The sequence below is a fragment of the Alistipes sp. An66 genome (assembly GCF_002161445.1).
Taxonomy (GTDB): domain Bacteria; phylum Bacteroidota; class Bacteroidia; order Bacteroidales; family Rikenellaceae; genus Alistipes; species Alistipes cottocaccae.
In genome coordinates this window covers 146,165-163,155 of record NZ_NFHT01000005.1, presented here as the reverse complement: position 1 = coordinate 163,155, position 16,991 = coordinate 146,165, and the positions used below count along the sequence as shown (strand labels likewise).

Annotated in this window: 13 protein-coding genes; 5 read left to right on the top strand and 8 right to left on the bottom strand. The window is 62.2% G+C overall.

From position 1 onward, the window contains the following. Positions 1-19 precede the first annotated feature (19 nt). The 5 genes from B5G16_RS05605 to B5G16_RS05585 all read left to right on the top strand — a co-directional run bounded on the left by B5G16_RS05605 (position 20) and on the right by B5G16_RS05585 (position 6,507). Positions 20-553 (top strand): gamma carbonic anhydrase family protein, encoded by a 534-nt coding sequence (locus tag B5G16_RS05605; protein WP_087262062.1) that lies wholly within the window; start codon positions 20-22, stop codon positions 551-553. Between the two features lie 133 nt (positions 554-686). Continuing rightward, positions 687-1,994 carry a histidine kinase gene (locus B5G16_RS05600; protein WP_087262060.1) on the top strand — a complete coding sequence of 436 codons (1,308 nt, stop codon included), beginning with the start codon at positions 687-689 and terminating at the stop codon, positions 1,992-1,994. An 8-nt stretch (positions 1,995-2,002) separates the two neighbouring features. Next, on the top strand, positions 2,003-2,770 hold the full coding sequence (locus B5G16_RS05595; RefSeq protein WP_087262113.1) for a LytR/AlgR family response regulator transcription factor: 768 nt from the start codon (positions 2,003-2,005) through the stop codon (positions 2,768-2,770). A 145-nt stretch (positions 2,771-2,915) separates the two neighbouring features. Further along, a complete protein-coding gene (locus tag B5G16_RS05590) occupies positions 2,916-3,335 on the top strand; it encodes a DUF4890 domain-containing protein (protein WP_087262058.1) in 420 nt (139 codons plus the stop codon). Positions 3,336-3,540: 205 nt separating this feature from the next. Beyond that, entirely contained in the window at positions 3,541-6,507 is a 2,967-nt protein-coding gene (locus B5G16_RS05585; protein WP_087262056.1) for an outer membrane beta-barrel protein, read from the top strand. Between the two features lie 108 nt (positions 6,508-6,615). Here B5G16_RS05585 and B5G16_RS05580 read toward each other — a convergent pair whose 3' ends face one another. The 8 genes from B5G16_RS05580 to B5G16_RS05545 all read right to left on the bottom strand — a co-directional run bounded on the left by B5G16_RS05580 (position 6,616) and on the right by B5G16_RS05545 (position 16,770). Next, entirely contained in the window at positions 6,616-7,839 is a 1,224-nt protein-coding gene (locus tag B5G16_RS05580; RefSeq protein WP_087262054.1) for an ABC transporter permease, read from the bottom strand. A 1-nt stretch (position 7,840) separates the two neighbouring features. Then, positions 7,841-9,019 carry an ABC transporter permease gene (locus B5G16_RS05575; RefSeq protein WP_087262052.1) on the bottom strand — a complete coding sequence of 393 codons (1,179 nt, stop codon included), beginning with the start codon at positions 9,017-9,019 and terminating at the stop codon, positions 7,841-7,843. 3 nt (positions 9,020-9,022) lie between these two features. Continuing rightward, entirely contained in the window at positions 9,023-10,012 is a 990-nt protein-coding gene (locus B5G16_RS05570; protein WP_087262050.1) for an HlyD family secretion protein, read from the bottom strand. A 12-nt stretch (positions 10,013-10,024) separates the two neighbouring features. Continuing rightward, the gene (locus B5G16_RS05565) at positions 10,025-11,488 is read right to left on the bottom strand and encodes a TolC family protein (RefSeq protein ID WP_087262110.1); all 1,464 of its coding nucleotides are present in this window, start codon (positions 11,486-11,488) and stop codon (positions 10,025-10,027) included. A 250-nt stretch (positions 11,489-11,738) separates the two neighbouring features. Then, entirely contained in the window at positions 11,739-12,818 is a 1,080-nt protein-coding gene (locus tag B5G16_RS05560; protein ID WP_087262047.1) for a dihydrofolate reductase family protein, read from the bottom strand. Then, positions 12,809-13,966: a metallophosphoesterase gene (locus tag B5G16_RS05555; protein ID WP_087262045.1), complete on the bottom strand. Its 1,158-nt coding sequence runs from the start codon at positions 13,964-13,966 to the stop codon at positions 12,809-12,811. The genes B5G16_RS05560 and B5G16_RS05555 overlap by 10 nt, the downstream gene beginning before the upstream one ends. A gap of 24 nt (positions 13,967-13,990) precedes the next feature. Then, positions 13,991-15,238, bottom strand: coding sequence for a mechanosensitive ion channel family protein (locus tag B5G16_RS05550; protein WP_087262043.1), 1,248 nt, complete (start codon positions 15,236-15,238; stop codon positions 13,991-13,993). Positions 15,239-15,417: 179 nt separating this feature from the next. Continuing rightward, positions 15,418-16,770 carry a DcaP family trimeric outer membrane transporter gene (locus B5G16_RS05545; RefSeq protein ID WP_087262041.1) on the bottom strand — a complete coding sequence of 451 codons (1,353 nt, stop codon included), beginning with the start codon at positions 16,768-16,770 and terminating at the stop codon, positions 15,418-15,420. Between the last annotated feature and the right edge of the window lie 221 nt (positions 16,771-16,991).

Here is a 16,991-nt window from a genome sequence, read left to right as displayed (position 1 = left end):
TTCCAAACAGAAAAAAGATATGGCATTGATCCGCAAAGTCCGCGGTCACGAACCCGTGATCGGCGAAAACACCTTTCTGGCCGAGACGGCCGTCATTCTGGGCAACGTAACCATCGGCCGCGACTGCTCGATCTGGTACAACGCCGTGCTGCGCGGCGACGTGAACCGGATCGTCATCGGCGACCGCACGAACATCCAGGACGGCGCCGTGCTGCACACCATCTACGACCAGGCGAAGCACCCCTCGCAGACGATCATCGGCAACGACGTCTCGGTGGGCCACAACGCTACGATCCACGGCGCCGTGATCGAGGACAACTGCCTGATCGGCATGGGCGCCACGGTGCTCGACAACGCCCACGTCCCTTCGGGGTGCATCATCGCCGCCAATGCGCTGGTGCTCTCCAACGCACAGCTGGAACCCAACTCGGTCTATGCCGGCGTCCCGGCCCGCAAGGTCAAGGAGATCACCCCCGAGCAGCGCGACGAGATCGTCCGCCGCACGGCCCACGACTACATGCTCTATGCCTCGTGGTACGGGGAGGAGGAGTAGCCTCCGCTCTGCTCCGGGATGCTGACACCCGTGACTCCCCCGCTCTCCGACGAAGTCTGCGGAGACCCGCGACAACCCCTCTCCGGAGGGATCCGCGGACGACGCCGGGCGGAAACACCGAAAGATACCGACCATGAAACTGCAATCGAAATACGCCGACGTGGTGCTGAACCTGCTGGTCGCCGTGGCGATCAGTCTGGTGGTGAACTTCTCCTACGTGCTGCTGATGCTCGTGGACCTGAACAACGAAAGCACCCAACAGCAGCCCGCCCCGAAACGGGCCCTGATCCGCGAGGACGAGGGGCGGCTCGTCGTGCACCCCGACGGCTACGGATACCTCGTCTACGAAAACGGCGACAGCGCCTATGTCCCCACGCAGCGGATGAACCGCCTGCGACTCGCGGCGGGCGACCGGATCGTCGCCGAGATGACTCCGCCGCGGCGTCCCGGCGCCCATCCGATGATGCAGAAGGTCCTCATGCGAAACGGCCGCGAATTCGATTACAGCATGCTGTACAGTCGTCCGTCCCGCGGCACGGAGCTGCTGCTGCAACTCATCTATTATCTGGTGGTGTCGTTCGTGATGCTCTCGATCCTCACCACCGTACGGCGCAATTACTCCATGTCGCGCTACGTGCGTCGCTGCCTGTGGTGCTGCGCGGCCGCCGCGGGTCTCTACTGCGTGGCGCCCGTCACCGAGTGGCACACGGGCCGTATCCTGCTCAACTGCATGAGCGGCCGCATGTTCGACTACATGCTGCTGCTGAAATGCTCGTTCGCCGTCGTGGTGTCGATGCTCTACGGGTGGATCTACGTGCTGATCTCCCAGCGGCAGGCCGTCGTCGTGGAGAACGAGCGGCTCAAAAACGAGAACCTCGCCACCCGGTACAACATGCTCGTCGGGCAGATCAACCCCCACTTCTTCTTCAATTCGCTCAACTCGCTGGCGATGCTCGTGCGGGAGCGCCACGACGAGAAGGCCCTCACCTACATCGACCAGCTGTCGTACACGTTCCGCTACATCATCCAGAACGGACAATCGACGCTGATGACCCTCGACGAGGAGTTGAAGTTCGTCGAGGCGTACAGCTACCTGTTCAAGATCCGCTACGCCGACAAACTCTTCTTCGACATCGACGTCGACCCGAAATACCGGCCGTGGCGGCTTCCGGCGCTGTCGTTGCAGCCGCTGATCGGCAATGCCGTGAAGCACAACACGATCACGCGCAGCAAGCCGTTCCACATTTTGATCCGCACCGAGGGCGCCTGGCTCGAAGTCGCGAACCCGAAGATCCCGAAACTGGAACCCGAGCCCTCGACCGGGATCGGGCTGGAAAACCTGAACAACCGCTGGCAGCTGATCACGGGACGCCGGATCGAGATCCTCGACGACGGCGAGACGTTCCGCGTTCGGATGCCGCTGTTGAACCCCGAATCCTGACCATGAAGATGAAAGCACTGATTATCGAAGACGAAACCGCCGCGGCGCGGAACCTGGCGGCGATCCTGCGGCAGGCGGCCCCGGAGGTGGAGGTCGTGGCGACGCTGGAAAGCGTCGCGGAGAGCATCGAGTGGCTGCGGGCGAACCCCGAACCGGAGCTGCTCTTCATGGACATCCACCTGGCCGACGGCGACTCGTTCCGCATCTTCGACGCCGTGGAGATCACCGCTCCGGTGATCTTCACGACGGCCTACGACCGCTATGCGCTGGAAGCCTTCAAGGTCAACAGCATCGACTACCTGCTCAAACCGCTCAACGAGTCCGATGTACGGCGGGCCCTGGCCAAGTTGCGGCGCCTGACCTCGGCCGAACGCAGCAGTTACGGATCGCGGGTGCGGTCGCTGGCCGCGGAGCGCCGCGACCGCGGGGAGGTCTTTCTGGTCCACGTGCGCGACCGGATCATCCCGCTGCAACGCGACCGGATCGCCTATTGCTACACGGCGAACGAGCGCGTCACGGCCTGCGACTACGACGGTGCGGTCTACCCGCTGGACCGGACGCTCGAAACGCTGCAATCCATGCTGCCCGAGGAGGAGTTCTTCCGGGCCAACCGCCAGTTCATCGTGGCGCGTCGGGCCGTGAAGGAGATCGTCGTGTGGTTCGGGAGCCGGCTGTCGCTGCACCTGACGGTCGAGACTCCCGAGCGGATCATCATCTCGAAGGCCCGGGTACCGGAATTCAAGGCCTGGCTGCGGTCGGTTCGCCCCGCGGAATAGCCGGTTGACCGGCCGGCTCGGGCGTTTCACCCGGAGGGCGGCTCCGAATCCGGAGTTTGGTCCTAACTTTGCAGCAGAGACCCGGAGAGGCCGGACACGGGCCGGCAACCGGAATGTCCAACATTAAATCAAAAATTGCAGGGTTATGAAAAAGCAGATTTTTGCGGCCGCAATGGCCCTTTGCCTGATGGCTACGACGACCCTTTTCGCCCAGGAGAACAAACCGCAGGCGGAACCCAGGACCCCTCCCACGGCCGAGCAGCTGGCACAGCGCCAGACCGAGCGCATGACCAAACAGCTGAACCTTTCGGACGCCCAGGCCAAGCAGGTCTATGAGGTGAACCTGGATCAGATCAAACAGATGCAGGCCATGCGCGAGAAGATGCGCGAAGCCCGCGCCGCCGAGGCCGACAAGATGAAGTCGATCCTCTCGACCGAGCAGTTCATGCAGTGGTCGCAGATGCAGGGCCCGCGTCCGGGACAGCCGGGGAACGGCCCTCACATGAAGCACAAGAAGGGCCCGAAGCAGGGTGATTGCCCGAAAGATTGTCCGCGCAAGAAATAACGGGGGCTTCGGATGACGGCATGAAACTGCCGGAGCGGGTGTCAGTCCGGTCGACTGACACCCTTTTTTTGCCGATTCACCGGGTCGGCAGGAGATAATATGGTGAAAAAAACGTAAATTCGCGGGCCTTTCAGGCCCGGCGGAGAGGCCCGGAAATGAAGGAATGGAAAACGAGATAAAATCAGCCCAGAGAAAACAGAGAAGCATGAAACGTGTATTATTGACAACCCTGCTGACGCTCTTCGCGGCCGCGGCACTTGCCCAGAAGGGCAGCGTGACAGCGACGATCGTCGATGCGGAAACCGGGAACAGCGTCGTCGGCGCCGTGCTGACCGTCGCTCCGACCAAAACGCCGGACAAGAAACAAGGTTTTGCGTCGGGATACAGGGGCGCAGCGTCGATCTCCTCGCTCGCCTACGGGGAATATGCCCTGACGGTATCGTTCATCGGGTACAATAACCTCGACACGACGTTCCGGCTGTCGACCCCGCGTCTGAATCTCGGCACGCTGCGCCTCAAACCGGGCGTGCAGATCGAGACGGTGGTCAAGGAGGTGAAGGCCATGCGGACGTCGCAGAAGGGCGATACGGTGAGCTACAACGCCGGGGCGTTCAAGGTGACGAACGACGCCGACGTGGAGGGACTGCTGAAAAAGATGCCCGGCATCACCGTGACGGACGGCGTGGTCGAGACGCAGGGCGAGGAGATCAAGAAGGTCTTCGTCGACGGCAAGGAGTTCTTCGGCGAGGATGTCACCACGGCGATCAAGTCGCTGCCGGCCGAGGCCGTCGACCGGGTGGAGGTCTACAACAAACTCTCCGATGCGGCCGAATTCTCGGGCATGGACGACGGCGAGGGATACAAGGCGCTCAACATCGTCACGAAACCCGGCATGCGGCAGGGGCAGTTCGGAAAGCTCTATGCCGGATTCGGCTACGACGCCGAGACGACCACCGAGGATCGGTTCAAGTACCTGGCCGGCGGTAACGCCAACATCTTCACGGGCGACACCCGCATCTCGCTGATCGGCCTGTTCAACAACGTCAACCAGCAGAACTTCTCGTTCGAGGACATTCTGGGCGTCTCGGGCGGCGGAGGCGGTCGCCGCGGCGGCGTGGGCCAGTACATGATGCGTCCGCAGAGCGGCGTGGCCACGGTCAACGCCCTCGGCGTGAACTACTCCGACACGTGGGGCAAACGCGACCAGGTGTCGGTCCAGGGTAGCTACTTCTTCAACAATACCGACACGCGGAACCTCTCGACGGTCGACAAGTGGTACGAGGCGCCGATGGCGCTCGATACGCTGATGACGCGCGGCAACTCCGACACGAAGGGCTACAACCACCGTTTCAACGCCCGTTTGGAGTGGAAGATCTCGGAGAACCAGAACCTGATGATCCGGCCGCGGTTCAGCTACCAGTCGAACGATCGCGTGAGCACGACTTACGGCTGGCAGTTCGGTGCTCCGGAGGCGGGCGGCAGCGGTTACAGCAACACGTACAATTACAGCGACGGCCTGCAACATGGTTACAACATCGGGACGAGTGCCGTCTACCGCGCCAAGCTGGGCAAGGACGGCCGCACGATCACCGTCGACGGGTCGTTCAGCTATCAGGACAACAAGAACAATTCGAGATCGTGGTCGAACGAGCTGGGCAGCCAGACCGACCGTCCCGAGACGATAGCGGGTTTCGAAGATGATATTCCCTTCGTCTGGGATCCGTCCGCCTACCTCTCGCTTCGCTATCTGCGCAATATGGCGCCATCCTCCTCCACGAGAGTGCGCGGGAATTTCACCTATACGGAACCGGTGGCCAAATACGCACAGGTGAGCCTGCAATACCGCATGTCGTACAACACGCAGGAACGCGATACGCGGACCTATGTTACGGGCAGCGACTTCTCGATCGAGGGACTGTTGCCCGACCTGTCGCTGTCGAACTCCTACCGGAGCGGCTACCTGACGCAGAGCGTCGGTCCGGGCTTCCGCTATGCGAAGGACCGCAGCCGCTTCATCGCCAACGTCTACTACCAGCGCTCGACGCTCGACGGCGAGGTGGTCCGGGGCGAGGCCGAGGAGATCTCGCATTCGTACAACAACGTGACCTACTTCATGATGGGCGAACTGAACATCAACCGTGAGAATACGCTTCGTCTCTTCGTCTCGTCCTATACGGACAGCCCGACGGTCACCGACCTGCAAAGCGTCTACGACGTCTCGGATGCGCAGAACATCTCCCACGGTAACAAGTATCTCCGCCCCTCCTATGCCCATCGGGTGAACTTCCACTACGTGAATTCGAACGTCGAGAAGGGCCGGACCTTCATGTGGATGTTCTCGATGAATACGACGCTGGACTACACGGCAACGCATCTGGTGCAGAACCCCGGAAAGCTCGACATCGAAGGCAAGGAATACACTCCGCTCTACTACTCGACGACGACGAACCTCGACGGTTATTGGAAGTTGCGTACGCATTTGAGCTACGGACTTCCGGTCGGGTTCCTGAAATCGAACTTCAACATCATGGCGGGTGTCACCTACACCAAGACGCCGAGCATGCTGGGCGGTACGGTGGACCCGGCGACGGGGCTGATTTCGGGCGGCGAGCGGAACGATGCGGAGAATCTGGGCTACGACTTCCGGGCCGTGCTGGGCAGCAACATTTCGGAGAACGTCGACTTCACGCTCTCGTGGAACGGAACCTACAACGAGGCGACCAACTCGATGGATACGTCGAAGGCGAAGAACCGCTATTTCAACCACACGGCACAGGGCAACCTGAAACTGGTCTTCCCGCTGGGCTTCACGCTGACGGCAAGCGCCGCCTACACGCAGTACCTGGGCTTCACGAACGACTACGAGGAGAGCTACCTGCTGTGCAACGCCTGGCTGGGCAAGAAGATCTTCCGCAACCAGCGGGGCGAGATCATGATCGGAGTGAACGACCTGCTGAACCAGAACAAGGCCTTCGTCCGCACGACGGGCTCGGGCTGGACGCAGAATGCCACGAACAGCGTCATCGGACGTTACTACATGGTGCAGTTTACCTACAACCTGCGGCGTTTCGGCAAGAAGGGCTCGCACAATATCAAGGATTACGAGGGCATGGACCGCTCCTCCCGACGTCCGGGTCCGGGTGCTCCTCCCCCGCCGATGCACTTCCATTGATGCGGGGTCGCCGCATCGCCAGATACGAAACAGCCGGGTTTTCGACCCGGCTGTTTTTTATGAGTTGTTGCCTGCTTCCCGAAGGAATGGCCTCCGCGCAGAAAGACTTTACTCTTTTTGGCGGAGTTCTCCGGCATCGCGGAGTTCCCGCTGGATGACCTGATGGATGCCGATGCAGGCCAGCCCGCCGTAGACGACCGTGAGGATGACGAGCCATTTGATTTCGGAGAAGACCTCGGCGGTCGAGGCGCCCATGGTCTGGACGCGGATGAATCCGTCGACGCCGTGGCTACTGGGGAGGAGCTGCCCGAGGTTGAAGAGCCAGTCGGGAATCCCTTCGCGGGGATACGACACGCCGCTCAACATCAACACCGGAATCGAGGTCCAGAGCAACAGCAGCAGGGAGTTCTCGCGGTAGCGGAAAAGCGTCGACACGGCGATGCCCAAGGCGATGCAGGCCGACATGTAAACCGTCATGAGGAGCCCCACGGTCCACGGATCGCCGTTCATCGGGAAGTGGAAGATCCGGTAATGGAGCCCGAGAACGTAGGTGCACGTCACGGCGTAGATCAGCGCATAGACCAGCGAGCGTCCGATGACGATCGGGATGGTCGACATGCGGCGGCGTCCCGGTGGGCAGAGTTTGTGGTAGAGCCCGAATTCGCGCCACGTGCCGCCGATCATGCCGATGCCGATGAGCATCGTCTGCTGGATGATGACCATGATGATGGCGGGCATGACGAAGGTTCCGTAGCCGAGATAGGGGTTGAAGAGGTTGTGCGACTGGTAGATGACAGGCTGTGTGGTGGCCTGTGCCTGGGGGATGTTCGCGCCCTTTGCGATCAGCCGCTGGAATTCGACCATGGCGCCGGTCTGTCCGATCGAGGTGACGACCTCCTGGAAGACCTGCCGGTACATGAGGAAGTAGCTGGCGTCGCAGTAGATCGCCACGTTGGCCTGCTCCCCGCCGTAGAGACACCGTTCGTAGTCCGACGGGATGTAGACCACGCCGTAGATCTTGCGGGCATGGAAGAGTTCGCGGGCCTCCTCCATCGAGGTCGGCGTATAGGCGACATAGGTGTTGGGCCCGGCATTGAAGGCGTTGATCAGCGCCCGGCTCGTGGGCGTGCGGCACTCGTCCACGACGCCGATCGGGACGTTGCGCAGCACCTGCGAACCGTAGGCCAGCGAGTAGACCGTGGCGTAGATCAGCAGTGCGAAGACCAGAATCAGAATGACGCCCTTGTCGGTGAAGATCGTGCGGAATTCGTTCCGGATGACGGCGCCGGTCTGGTGCCAGTACGAAGTGATCTGTCTTGAAAATCGGCTCATATCACAACCTCCCCCAGAATTTTTCCTCCGTCGCGACGCGTTTCAGGCGCGGCAGGCAGAGCAGCGGTAAGACAATGAACAGCGCCATGTAGCAGAGGTCGGGCAGCGAATAGACCCACGGGGTTCCGCGCAGCATCTGGTCGACGAAGATGTCGGTGTAGAAGGTGAAGGGGAAGATGCGGCTCACCCACTGCATGGGTTCCCACATGGCCATGACAGGGAATGTAAGGCCCGAGAAGGTGAAGGCCAGCACGGAGTATCCGCCGCCGATCGAGAGCGAGAGACGCAGGTTGGCCAGCAGCGAGACGATGAGCACCGAGATCGACTGGTAGCCGAGGATGAAGAGCAGCGTCCCGACGAGGAGCACCGCGAGGCTTCCGTTCAGGGGCGTTCCGACGATCTTGAAGTTGATGATCATCATCACGAGCGAGACGAGGAACATCACGACGGTGATGGGCAGGACCTTTCCGAGGAGTGCGGCCCGGATCGAACCTCCGGCGGTTTCCACCCAGTCGCGGGCCGTCGCGTTTTTGAGTTCGGTGCCGATGGCGAAGATGGTGGTCATGACGACGAAGATCATCAGCATCATGGGCATGAAGCTCGGGGCGAGGTAATAGCCGTAGTTGATGTGGGGGTTGAAGAGTACGTGCTTGTCGAAGCGCACGGGCATCAGCTGGGCCATGGCCTGATGTTCGGTGAGCCCCTTCTTCATGAGCAGTTGGAGCTGGATGCCGGCCGAGAAGGTCGTCACGGCGGTCTGAATATCCTTCGAGAGGAGGCCGTTGACGGTGATGTTGGTTCCCGAGACGTAGTTTTCCAGATGGGTCTGGGTGTTGGAGAGGATCGACTTCTCGAAGAACGGCGGCACGAGCACCACGGCCACGACCTTTCCCTCGCGCATGAGCCGTTCGCCCTCGGCCATGTCCTGAATGCCGCAGGCAACGAGAGCCGTAGGTGTTTCGTCGATCATCCGGATGACCTTGCGCGAGAGCGTGGTGTTGTCCTGATCGAGTACGGCGATCGGGATGTTGCGGATGGCACCCTGCCCGAAGAGCAGCGCGAAGAACGAGAACGACACCACCGGCAGGACGATCATCAGCACGACATACATCGGCTGACGGGCCAGGCGGGCCGTCTCACGCCGCATGACGGCAAGGGTATGGAGCAGGAAACCGCGCATTTTCTATTGCCGGATTCGTTCCCAGTCGACGAGGACGCTCATGCCGGGGCGCAGGTTTCCGACCGGGGAGACGGGTTTAGCCTTGATGGCGAACGTTCGGATATCGAATCCGCCCTGTGTACGGGTTGCGGCCCAGGTTGCGAAGTCGGCCTGCGGGGCGATGTAGGTCACCTCGAACTCGACGTCGGCATCCAGCGCCGGGACATGCCCGACGAAATGCCGGCCCATGGCGATTCCGGGCAGCAGGGTCTCCTTGATGTTGAAGGTCACCCACAGGTCGCTCATGTCGAGGATCGCGACGACGGGGTATCCGCTGCCGACGAGTTCGCCCTGTTCGGCGATGATCGTCGAGATCTCGCCCGTGACGGGCGAGTAGACCATGGCGTCGCTGATGTAGGACTCGACCTCGCTGACGGCGCCTTCGGCCTGACGCACGCGGGCGGCAGCGGCCTCCTTCTCCTCCTTGCGGGCGCCGTCCGCGGCCATGTCGTACTGGGCCTTTGCGGCGAGGGCCGTGGCCTCCATGGCCTGGTAATTGGCCGTGGCCTCGTCGAGCTTCTGGGCCGGGACGACCCCTTCATTGTAGAGGTTCTGCACCCGCTCATAGGTCTTGCGGGCGAGTTCCAGCCCGGCCTGTGCCTTCTGCCACATGTTCAGCGCGGCTTCGATCTGCTGCACGCGGGCGCCGGCCACGGCGGCCTGATCCAGTGCCGACGCGGCGCTCTTCACGGCTTCGGCCTGTCGGAGCTTGGCGTCCAGTTCGGGGGTCGAGAGCGTGTAGAGCAGCTCGCCCTTCTCGACGCGCTGTCCCTCCTCGACCTTCATGTCGAGAATGCGCCCGGGGACCTTCGACGAAGCCTTGTAGGTCGTGCATTCGACCGTGCCCTGGATCAGCATCGGGGTGCGTTTGTCGAGGTACCAGCTGATCAGGGCCACCGAGAGGATGATGACCGCCGCGGCGGCCACGATTCCGATTACGTTGTTTCGTTTCATATCGCGTGATTGTTATTTTTTGTCGTACAGGATCGGCCGGGCGTCGTTGCGGCGGGCGTAGGCCGGGAACTCCTCGCTGATTCCGGCGGCTTCGAGCAGCTGGGCGAGCAACAGGTCGTAGTTGTAGGCGGCTTGCAGACGCTCGGTGCGCACGCCGGCGAGGTTCAGTTCGGCATCGATCAGATCCGACGACGAACTCATTCCTTCGAGGAATGCGGCGTTCTTCATGCGGAGATACTCTTCGGCGAAGGCCAGCGAGGCGTCGATCGAGGTCATCTGGTTGCGGTAGTTCATCATCTGGTTGTAGAGCTTCTCGACCAGCACGGCGACATCCTGCCCGGCCTTGTTCTGCAACTCGCCGACGCGGCGCACGGTCTGTTTGGCGGCCGAGTACTTGTATTCGCGGTTCAGACCGTCGAAGAGCTTGATGTTGACCCCTACGCCGACGGCCCAGCGGGGCACGAATCCGGCGACCTGGTAGTTGTAGAACGACCCGCCGCCCATGGCGACCACCTGCGGCAGGAAGGCCGAACGCTGGGCGCGCATCCCCTCCTCGGCGAGCTGGCGTTTGAGCGAGACCTGGGTGAGCAGCGGATTGCGGGCCTGCGCGAGATCCTGATAGTAGGCCAGCTCCTCGACCTCGCCGAGCATGAACATCGCCGTGACGGGCAGCCAGTCGTTCTCCTTGCCGAGGGTGTTCGACAGGGCGCTGGCGACGGTTTCGGCCTGCAAGCGGGCGTTGGCCAGTTCGCGTTCGGCCTCGGCCATCTTGAACTCCACGTAGAGGAGTTCGCTCTGGGCGATCATGCCGTTGCGGGCCAGGGCTCGGGCATCTTCAAGGTGGCGTTTCACGCCGTCGACGACCTGCTGGCGCACGGCGACGACCTGCCGGGCGAGCGCCAACCCGAAGTAACGCTCGACGAGCTCCGAGATCAGCGCGTTGCGGGTTTGGTTACCCTGTTCGACGGCGGTTTTCTCGTTGATCTTCGCGGCGCGGTTCGCGGCGTTGATCTTACCGCCCATCCAGATCGGGAGGGTCACCTCGCCGCCGACGAAGCCGAGGCTCCGGTCCTGCAAGGTGAGGAACCAGTCGGCATTCATCATCGGGTTGAGCAGTCCCTGAATTCCTTGCAGGAGCGCCGGATCGGTAATGATTCCGCTACCGAGGATTTTGCCCGTGAGGTCCTTGACAGGGGCTTTCAGGTTGTTGAAGTCGACGCCGATATCCTTTTCCATGTAGGTATACGCGCCCGTGAGGTTGATCTGCGGCATGCGCAGTCCGATGGCGGCGCGGCGCTCCTGTTGGGCGGCACGCTCTTCGTAGGCGGCGGCTTTCAGGGCGGGGTTCTCCGTGAGGGTCACGGCAATGGCCTCTTCGAGCGAGATCATCTGTCCCTGCTGCTGTCCCTGCTGGGCCGAAACCGGAGCTGCGGCCACGGCCGAAGCCAGGACGACGATCGAGAGCATTTTTTTCATCGTGAGGATCCGAAAAATGGTTTGTTTACAAAAATAAGCAAAATCGGACTCGGAAACAAGCGGAAACCGTTGTTTTCGCGTCGTCTCCGGGCCGGGCGGCATCCCGATTCCGTAGTTGTATGATTTCCGGCGGATTGACATGCACACTGCTTTCCGAATGCGGCAAATATATGCAATCTTCGGGCAAAAGCGGCAGAACACCGGCAATTCAGGACAATATTATGCCTTTATGGACACAAATTGCGGCTGTTTATCCTTTCAGGTGGGCGTTTGCTTCGAGGACGCGGCCTGCCAGTTCCGGATAAACGCGCACGTCGACGCCGGCTTCGCGCAGCATCCGGGCGCCCTGGCAGCGGACGAAACAGGCGGGCTCGTAGCAGGCGAAGACCACCCGTGCGAATCCTTGTCGGAGGATCAGCTGCGAGCAGCTTTCGGGTTCGCTGCTGCGCTGCGAGCAGGGCTCCATCGAGGAGTAGATCGCGGCGCCGCGCAGGTCGGCACCGGCATCGAGGGCCTTGCGGACGGCCTCCTGCTCGGCGTGGTGCGTCGGAGAGGTCTCGTGGGTATAGCCGCGGAACGCACGGCCGTCGGGCAGCACGATGACGGCCCCCACGCGGTAACACGATGCGCAGGGCGTGCAGCGGAACCCTTCGCGGACGGCCTCGTCGAGCCGGCGGAGATCCTCCGCCGCGGTATCGGGATGCAGCAGGCAGGTCGTCACCTCCATGCCGCCGAGATGCTCCACCGTGCAGGCGGCTCCCTGCGGCGGTTCGAACCGAAACTGCGCCCCGCCCTTTTCGGGCCCGAGCCGCAGGTGCGGATTGACGGCCCGCCGCACGACATCGGCCAACCCCGCATCGAGGAACATCCGCAGCGTTTCGGCGCCGCCCTCGACGAGCAGATGCCGGATTCCGCGGCGTTCCAGTTCGGTAACGATAAAGGCCGGAGTGATTGAACCGTCGCTTGAAATAACCTCTGCAATTCCTTCTACCCCATCTATTTTCGCCTCCGAAAAGATGTATCGGTCGGCGTCCCCCTCCGTGAAGAAGCGCATCGACGGATCCACCCGCCCCGAACGGGTTACGGTCACCTTCGTCAGATCGGGCCGCAGCCCCGCGGCCGCCCGCCGGGCCCGGACTTCGGGGTCGCGCAGCAACAGCGCCGGATTGTCGCGGCGCAGCGTTCCGGCCCCGACCAGAATGGCGTCGCAGCGGGCCCGCAGGCGGAGCACGGCTTCCCAATCCTCGGGCGTGGAGATCATCAGCCGCCGGTCGGACCGGTCATCGAGGAATCCGTCGGCCGTGGCGGCGAAAGAGAGGGTTATTCGCATCGTTTCAAGGTGAAGAGTGTCACTTCGGGCCAGGCCCCCAACCGCATCGGATAGGCCACGCATCCCGTACCGTCGTTGATGTAGAGTGTATGGCGGCCATCGTCGTAACGACCGCTCCAATGTTCGTAGAGCCAGGCGGCGGGCGACCAGCCGCGCCCCCACGGACGGATCTTGAACTGCATCGCGTGGACGTGTCCCGAAAGGGTCAGGTCGCCGTAGCCGGCCTCCATGACCGGCTTCCAGAGCTGCGGCACGTGGACCAGCGTGATGTTGTAGAGCGAGTCGGGAACCCCGGCGTAGATTTCGGGCAGGTTGTCGGCCGGAAGGTGCCGGTCGTGGCGGCGGTGGCGCAGCTCGGGGTCGAACGAGATGCCCGTCAGCGAGATGCTGTCGGCACCGCGGCGCAGGTAGAGGGTCGTGTCTTCCAGCACCCGCCACCCTATTGCACGCTGTTTCTCCACGACGTTGCGGGCCTCGTCGGCCGCCGGGAAGGCTATCGAATCCCGGATGTAGGTTCCCACGTCGTGGTTGCCCGTCACCGACCACACGGGGCTTTCGATGCGCCGCAGCTGCGACATGGCCCGTTCGTCGAGCTCTGCGGAGCGGATCGTCACCAGGTCACCCGTGAAGAAGACCGCATCGGGATGCAGGGCGTTGATCGTGTCCACCAGCCGGGCCAGTTCACGCTCGGGGTTGACGAGCGTCCCGACGTGGGCGTCCGAGAACTGCACGAAGCGGTAGCCGTCGAACGCCGCGGGAATGCGGTCGGAGCAGATCTCGACGCGGTTCACACGGATGCGTGTACGGCCGAGGGTCGTTCCCCAGAGCAGGAAGAGCGTCAGGGCCCCGGCAAACACGAGTCCCGTGCGGCGCAGCCCCGCGAAGTGGAAGAGGTAGTAGAGCATCCGCGGCAGGACGGTCACGATCCAGCCCCAGAAGATCCACATGTAGAAGATCATGACGTTGGGCCCGTTGTCGTGGCAGCACAGCCCGGCGATTGCCGAGACCAGCGGCAGCGCATCCGTCGCCAGCGCCCAGAGGATGAACCCACGTTGCGGTGTGGCTCCGCGGCGGCGTTGGCGGTGGAAATGGATCCAGTCGGCGACGAAGGCCAGCAACGTCAGAATGAGTGTCAGTGTAAGAAGCATGGTCGTATCGTATTCATTGCCTGGTTATCGGGCCGCGCGATCATCGGTTCCGGGCATTTTCTCCGTCTCTGCGGAGAGGTCGGCCCGGAGCGTTCCGAGGTCCTGCCCCGAGGGTCGCTGGAAGGCCCGCAGCCCGAATTCGGGAAGCACGGCGAACAGCCGGTCGAACAGATCGTCCTGCACGGCCTCGTAGGTCACCCACTCCGTGCTGCGCGTGAAGCAGTAGACCTCGACCGGCACGCCTTCGGCGGTCGGCTGCAACATCCGGACCATCTGCATCAGGTCGGGATGGATTTCCGGATTCCGCTTCAAGCTCTCCCTTATATAATCCCGGAATACATGCAGATTGACAATCGGTTGCGTCTTCGGTTCCGTATCTGCTGCGATCAGGCCTTTCCGCCGCAGCGACTCCACCTCCGCCGGGGTGCAGGTGTGCACCGAGGCGATGTCGATCAGCAGCGAGCGTTTGATGCGCCGTCCGCCGCTCTCGCGCATCCCGCGCCAGTTGCGGAACGAATCGCTGACCAGCGCATAGGGCGGGATCGTCGTGATCGTCTTGTCGAAATTCTGGATCTTGACCGTCGTCAGCGTCACCTCCGTGACGTATCCGTCGGCGCCGTACTTCTCCATCGTAATCCAGTCCCCGGGGCGCAGCATGTCGTTGGCCGAGAGCTGCACGCCCGCCACCAGTCCCAGGATGCTGTCGCGGAAGATCAGCATCACGATGGCCGCCGAGGCGCCGAGTCCGGCCAGGATCGTCGTCGGATCGCGGCCGATCAGGATGCTCACGATCAGAATCGCACCCACGCAGACGGCCAGCAGCTTGACCATCTGGTAGATTCCCTTCAAGGGACGGTTGCGCAGGGTTTCGTGCTGCGTGGCGATTTCGTGGAGCGTGTCGAGGAAGGCGTTGATCAGCAGCAGTACCGTGACGATCAGGTAGATCAGGCACACCTTCCGGAGCACGCCCAGCAGGAGCGGCAGGTCGTAGAAGACGGCCGCCAGCAGCACGTACCACACCACGGGCGGGATCAGCCGTGCCGCGGCGCGCATCACGCGGTCGCTGAACAGATGGTCGTCCCACGTGGCCTTCGTGCTCCGGCTGATCCGTTGCAGGGCCGGAACGAGCAGGTTCCGGAAGAGTTTCGCCGCCAGCCACGAGACGATCACGATCCCGCCCAGCAGGATGAGTTTCGTCGTCAGGTCGATATGCTCCTTGCTCCATCCGATTCCGGCCAGCCAGCCGGCGATCGGGCCGTTGAGTTCCTCCATGTTTCCGTCAGGGTTGTGCGGGTCGGACGGTGCCGTGTCCGCCGCCGCGCGTGTTTCGGTGCAAAGATACAAAAAGATCCGAAAAGCAGGTCGTCCCGGCCTCTCCGGCGGACCGTTCCGCAACGAAAAAGACGGCCCCCGCAAATGGGGACCGTCTTCGGAAAGATCCGCGGCGGGGATCAGAAGCTGTATTGCAGCATCATCTGGATGCGGTTGGCGTGGCCGTCGGCGTTGTTCATGTTCTCGCGCGTACCGTAGAGGTATTCGGCGGCGATGCGGCAGCGGGGGCTCAACCCGTAGAAGATGTTGCCGAAGATGTACTGGCCTTTCTTGTACTCGTCGGGGGCGTAGTAGCCGTGGTTCTTCTCGACGTTGACCTGCGAGTAGCCGCCCGAGACGAACAGGCGCGGCGAGAGGTTGAACTGTGCGGCGGCCTGCCAGCCCCACATCGGCATGGTCTGGATCTTCGCGGGGTTCTCCGGATCGGGCGTGAAGTCGAGACCCGAACCCGTGAGGTCCTGAATGTAGGGGGTGATGCCCTCGCCGTAGACGCCGTTCATGAAGAGGCGCAGCCAGCGGAAAGCCTTGATCGTGCCGCTGAACTGGGCGCCCCAGCCCAGCAGCGAGGTGTTGTTGCCCGTGCGCATGTTGTGCAGGTACATGTTGCGGATGACGCCCGAAGCGCGGATGTGGCTCTCGCGGTTGGGGCCCCAGGCGAATTGCAGGTAGGCCGGGAAGTCCGGAATGCGCTGCTTGACCGGTGCGAAGTAGTCGTTGTAGGTGCCGCTGACCTCGGGCATCTCGGCGGCGATGCCGAACGTCATCTTGTCGCGGGCGAACGACACCTCGTAGCGGATCATCGTCGCGAAGTTGAAGTTATAGGCGTTCGGGCCCTGGAAGTCGATGGTCGTCGGAGCGGCCGAGAGGTCGCAGAAGGTCGTCACGTCGCGGCCCAGCGTGAAGCCCAGCAGCGACACGTAGGCCGAACGGATGCGCGGCGTATAGCTGCCCGGCGCTCCGCCCCGGAAGTCGGCATCCATGTAGACGACCACGCGGCCCAGCATGTCGCTGTTGGTGATCGCCTTGAAGAAGAGCCGCGACGTCGAGGCGTCCATGAACATCTGCTTGTGCGTGTCGTAGGTCGCCGGGATCGGGATGTCGTAGGGCACGAAATCCAGATTGTCGGAGATGCCGCCGAGGTCGACACCGGCGCGCATCTGTACGAAACCGCCCATGGCCAGCGAGAAGCGGTTGTTCTTCGTCGTGAAGATGAACTGCGGTTTTTCGGTCTGCTGGAACCCGAAGCGGTGCGTGTCGAGGTAGTCCTGGATGGCGTTGTCCATGGCCAGGTTGTTGAGCGCCACGGCCTGCTGCACGGCCTGCGGCGAATAATAAATGGTGTCGGTCTGATGCAGCGAGATCAGATAGACCGTCGGCGAATAGTCGCTGCGCATGGCCTTGCGTTCGTAACGCTGGGCCGACGCGGTGCCCGCAAGAAGCAGGGCGACAAGAAGAAGTCGAAATGTTTTCATAATTAAAATAAAGGTTTGGTTCCGTGAAACATTCTTTCTATTTTTCAGTAACTTGACATTCACCGGGCTGTGGAGCAAGTTGTATGCCAAAGAAATTCCGCGGAAACGGAAATTTTCGCTATCTTTGGCCGGATCGGAATCCGCGATGTCGGGTTGAAAAACAAAGTTTTTTCGTTTGCTCCGGCACGCTTCTTTCCGTATCTTTGAGCGGGCCGAACGGC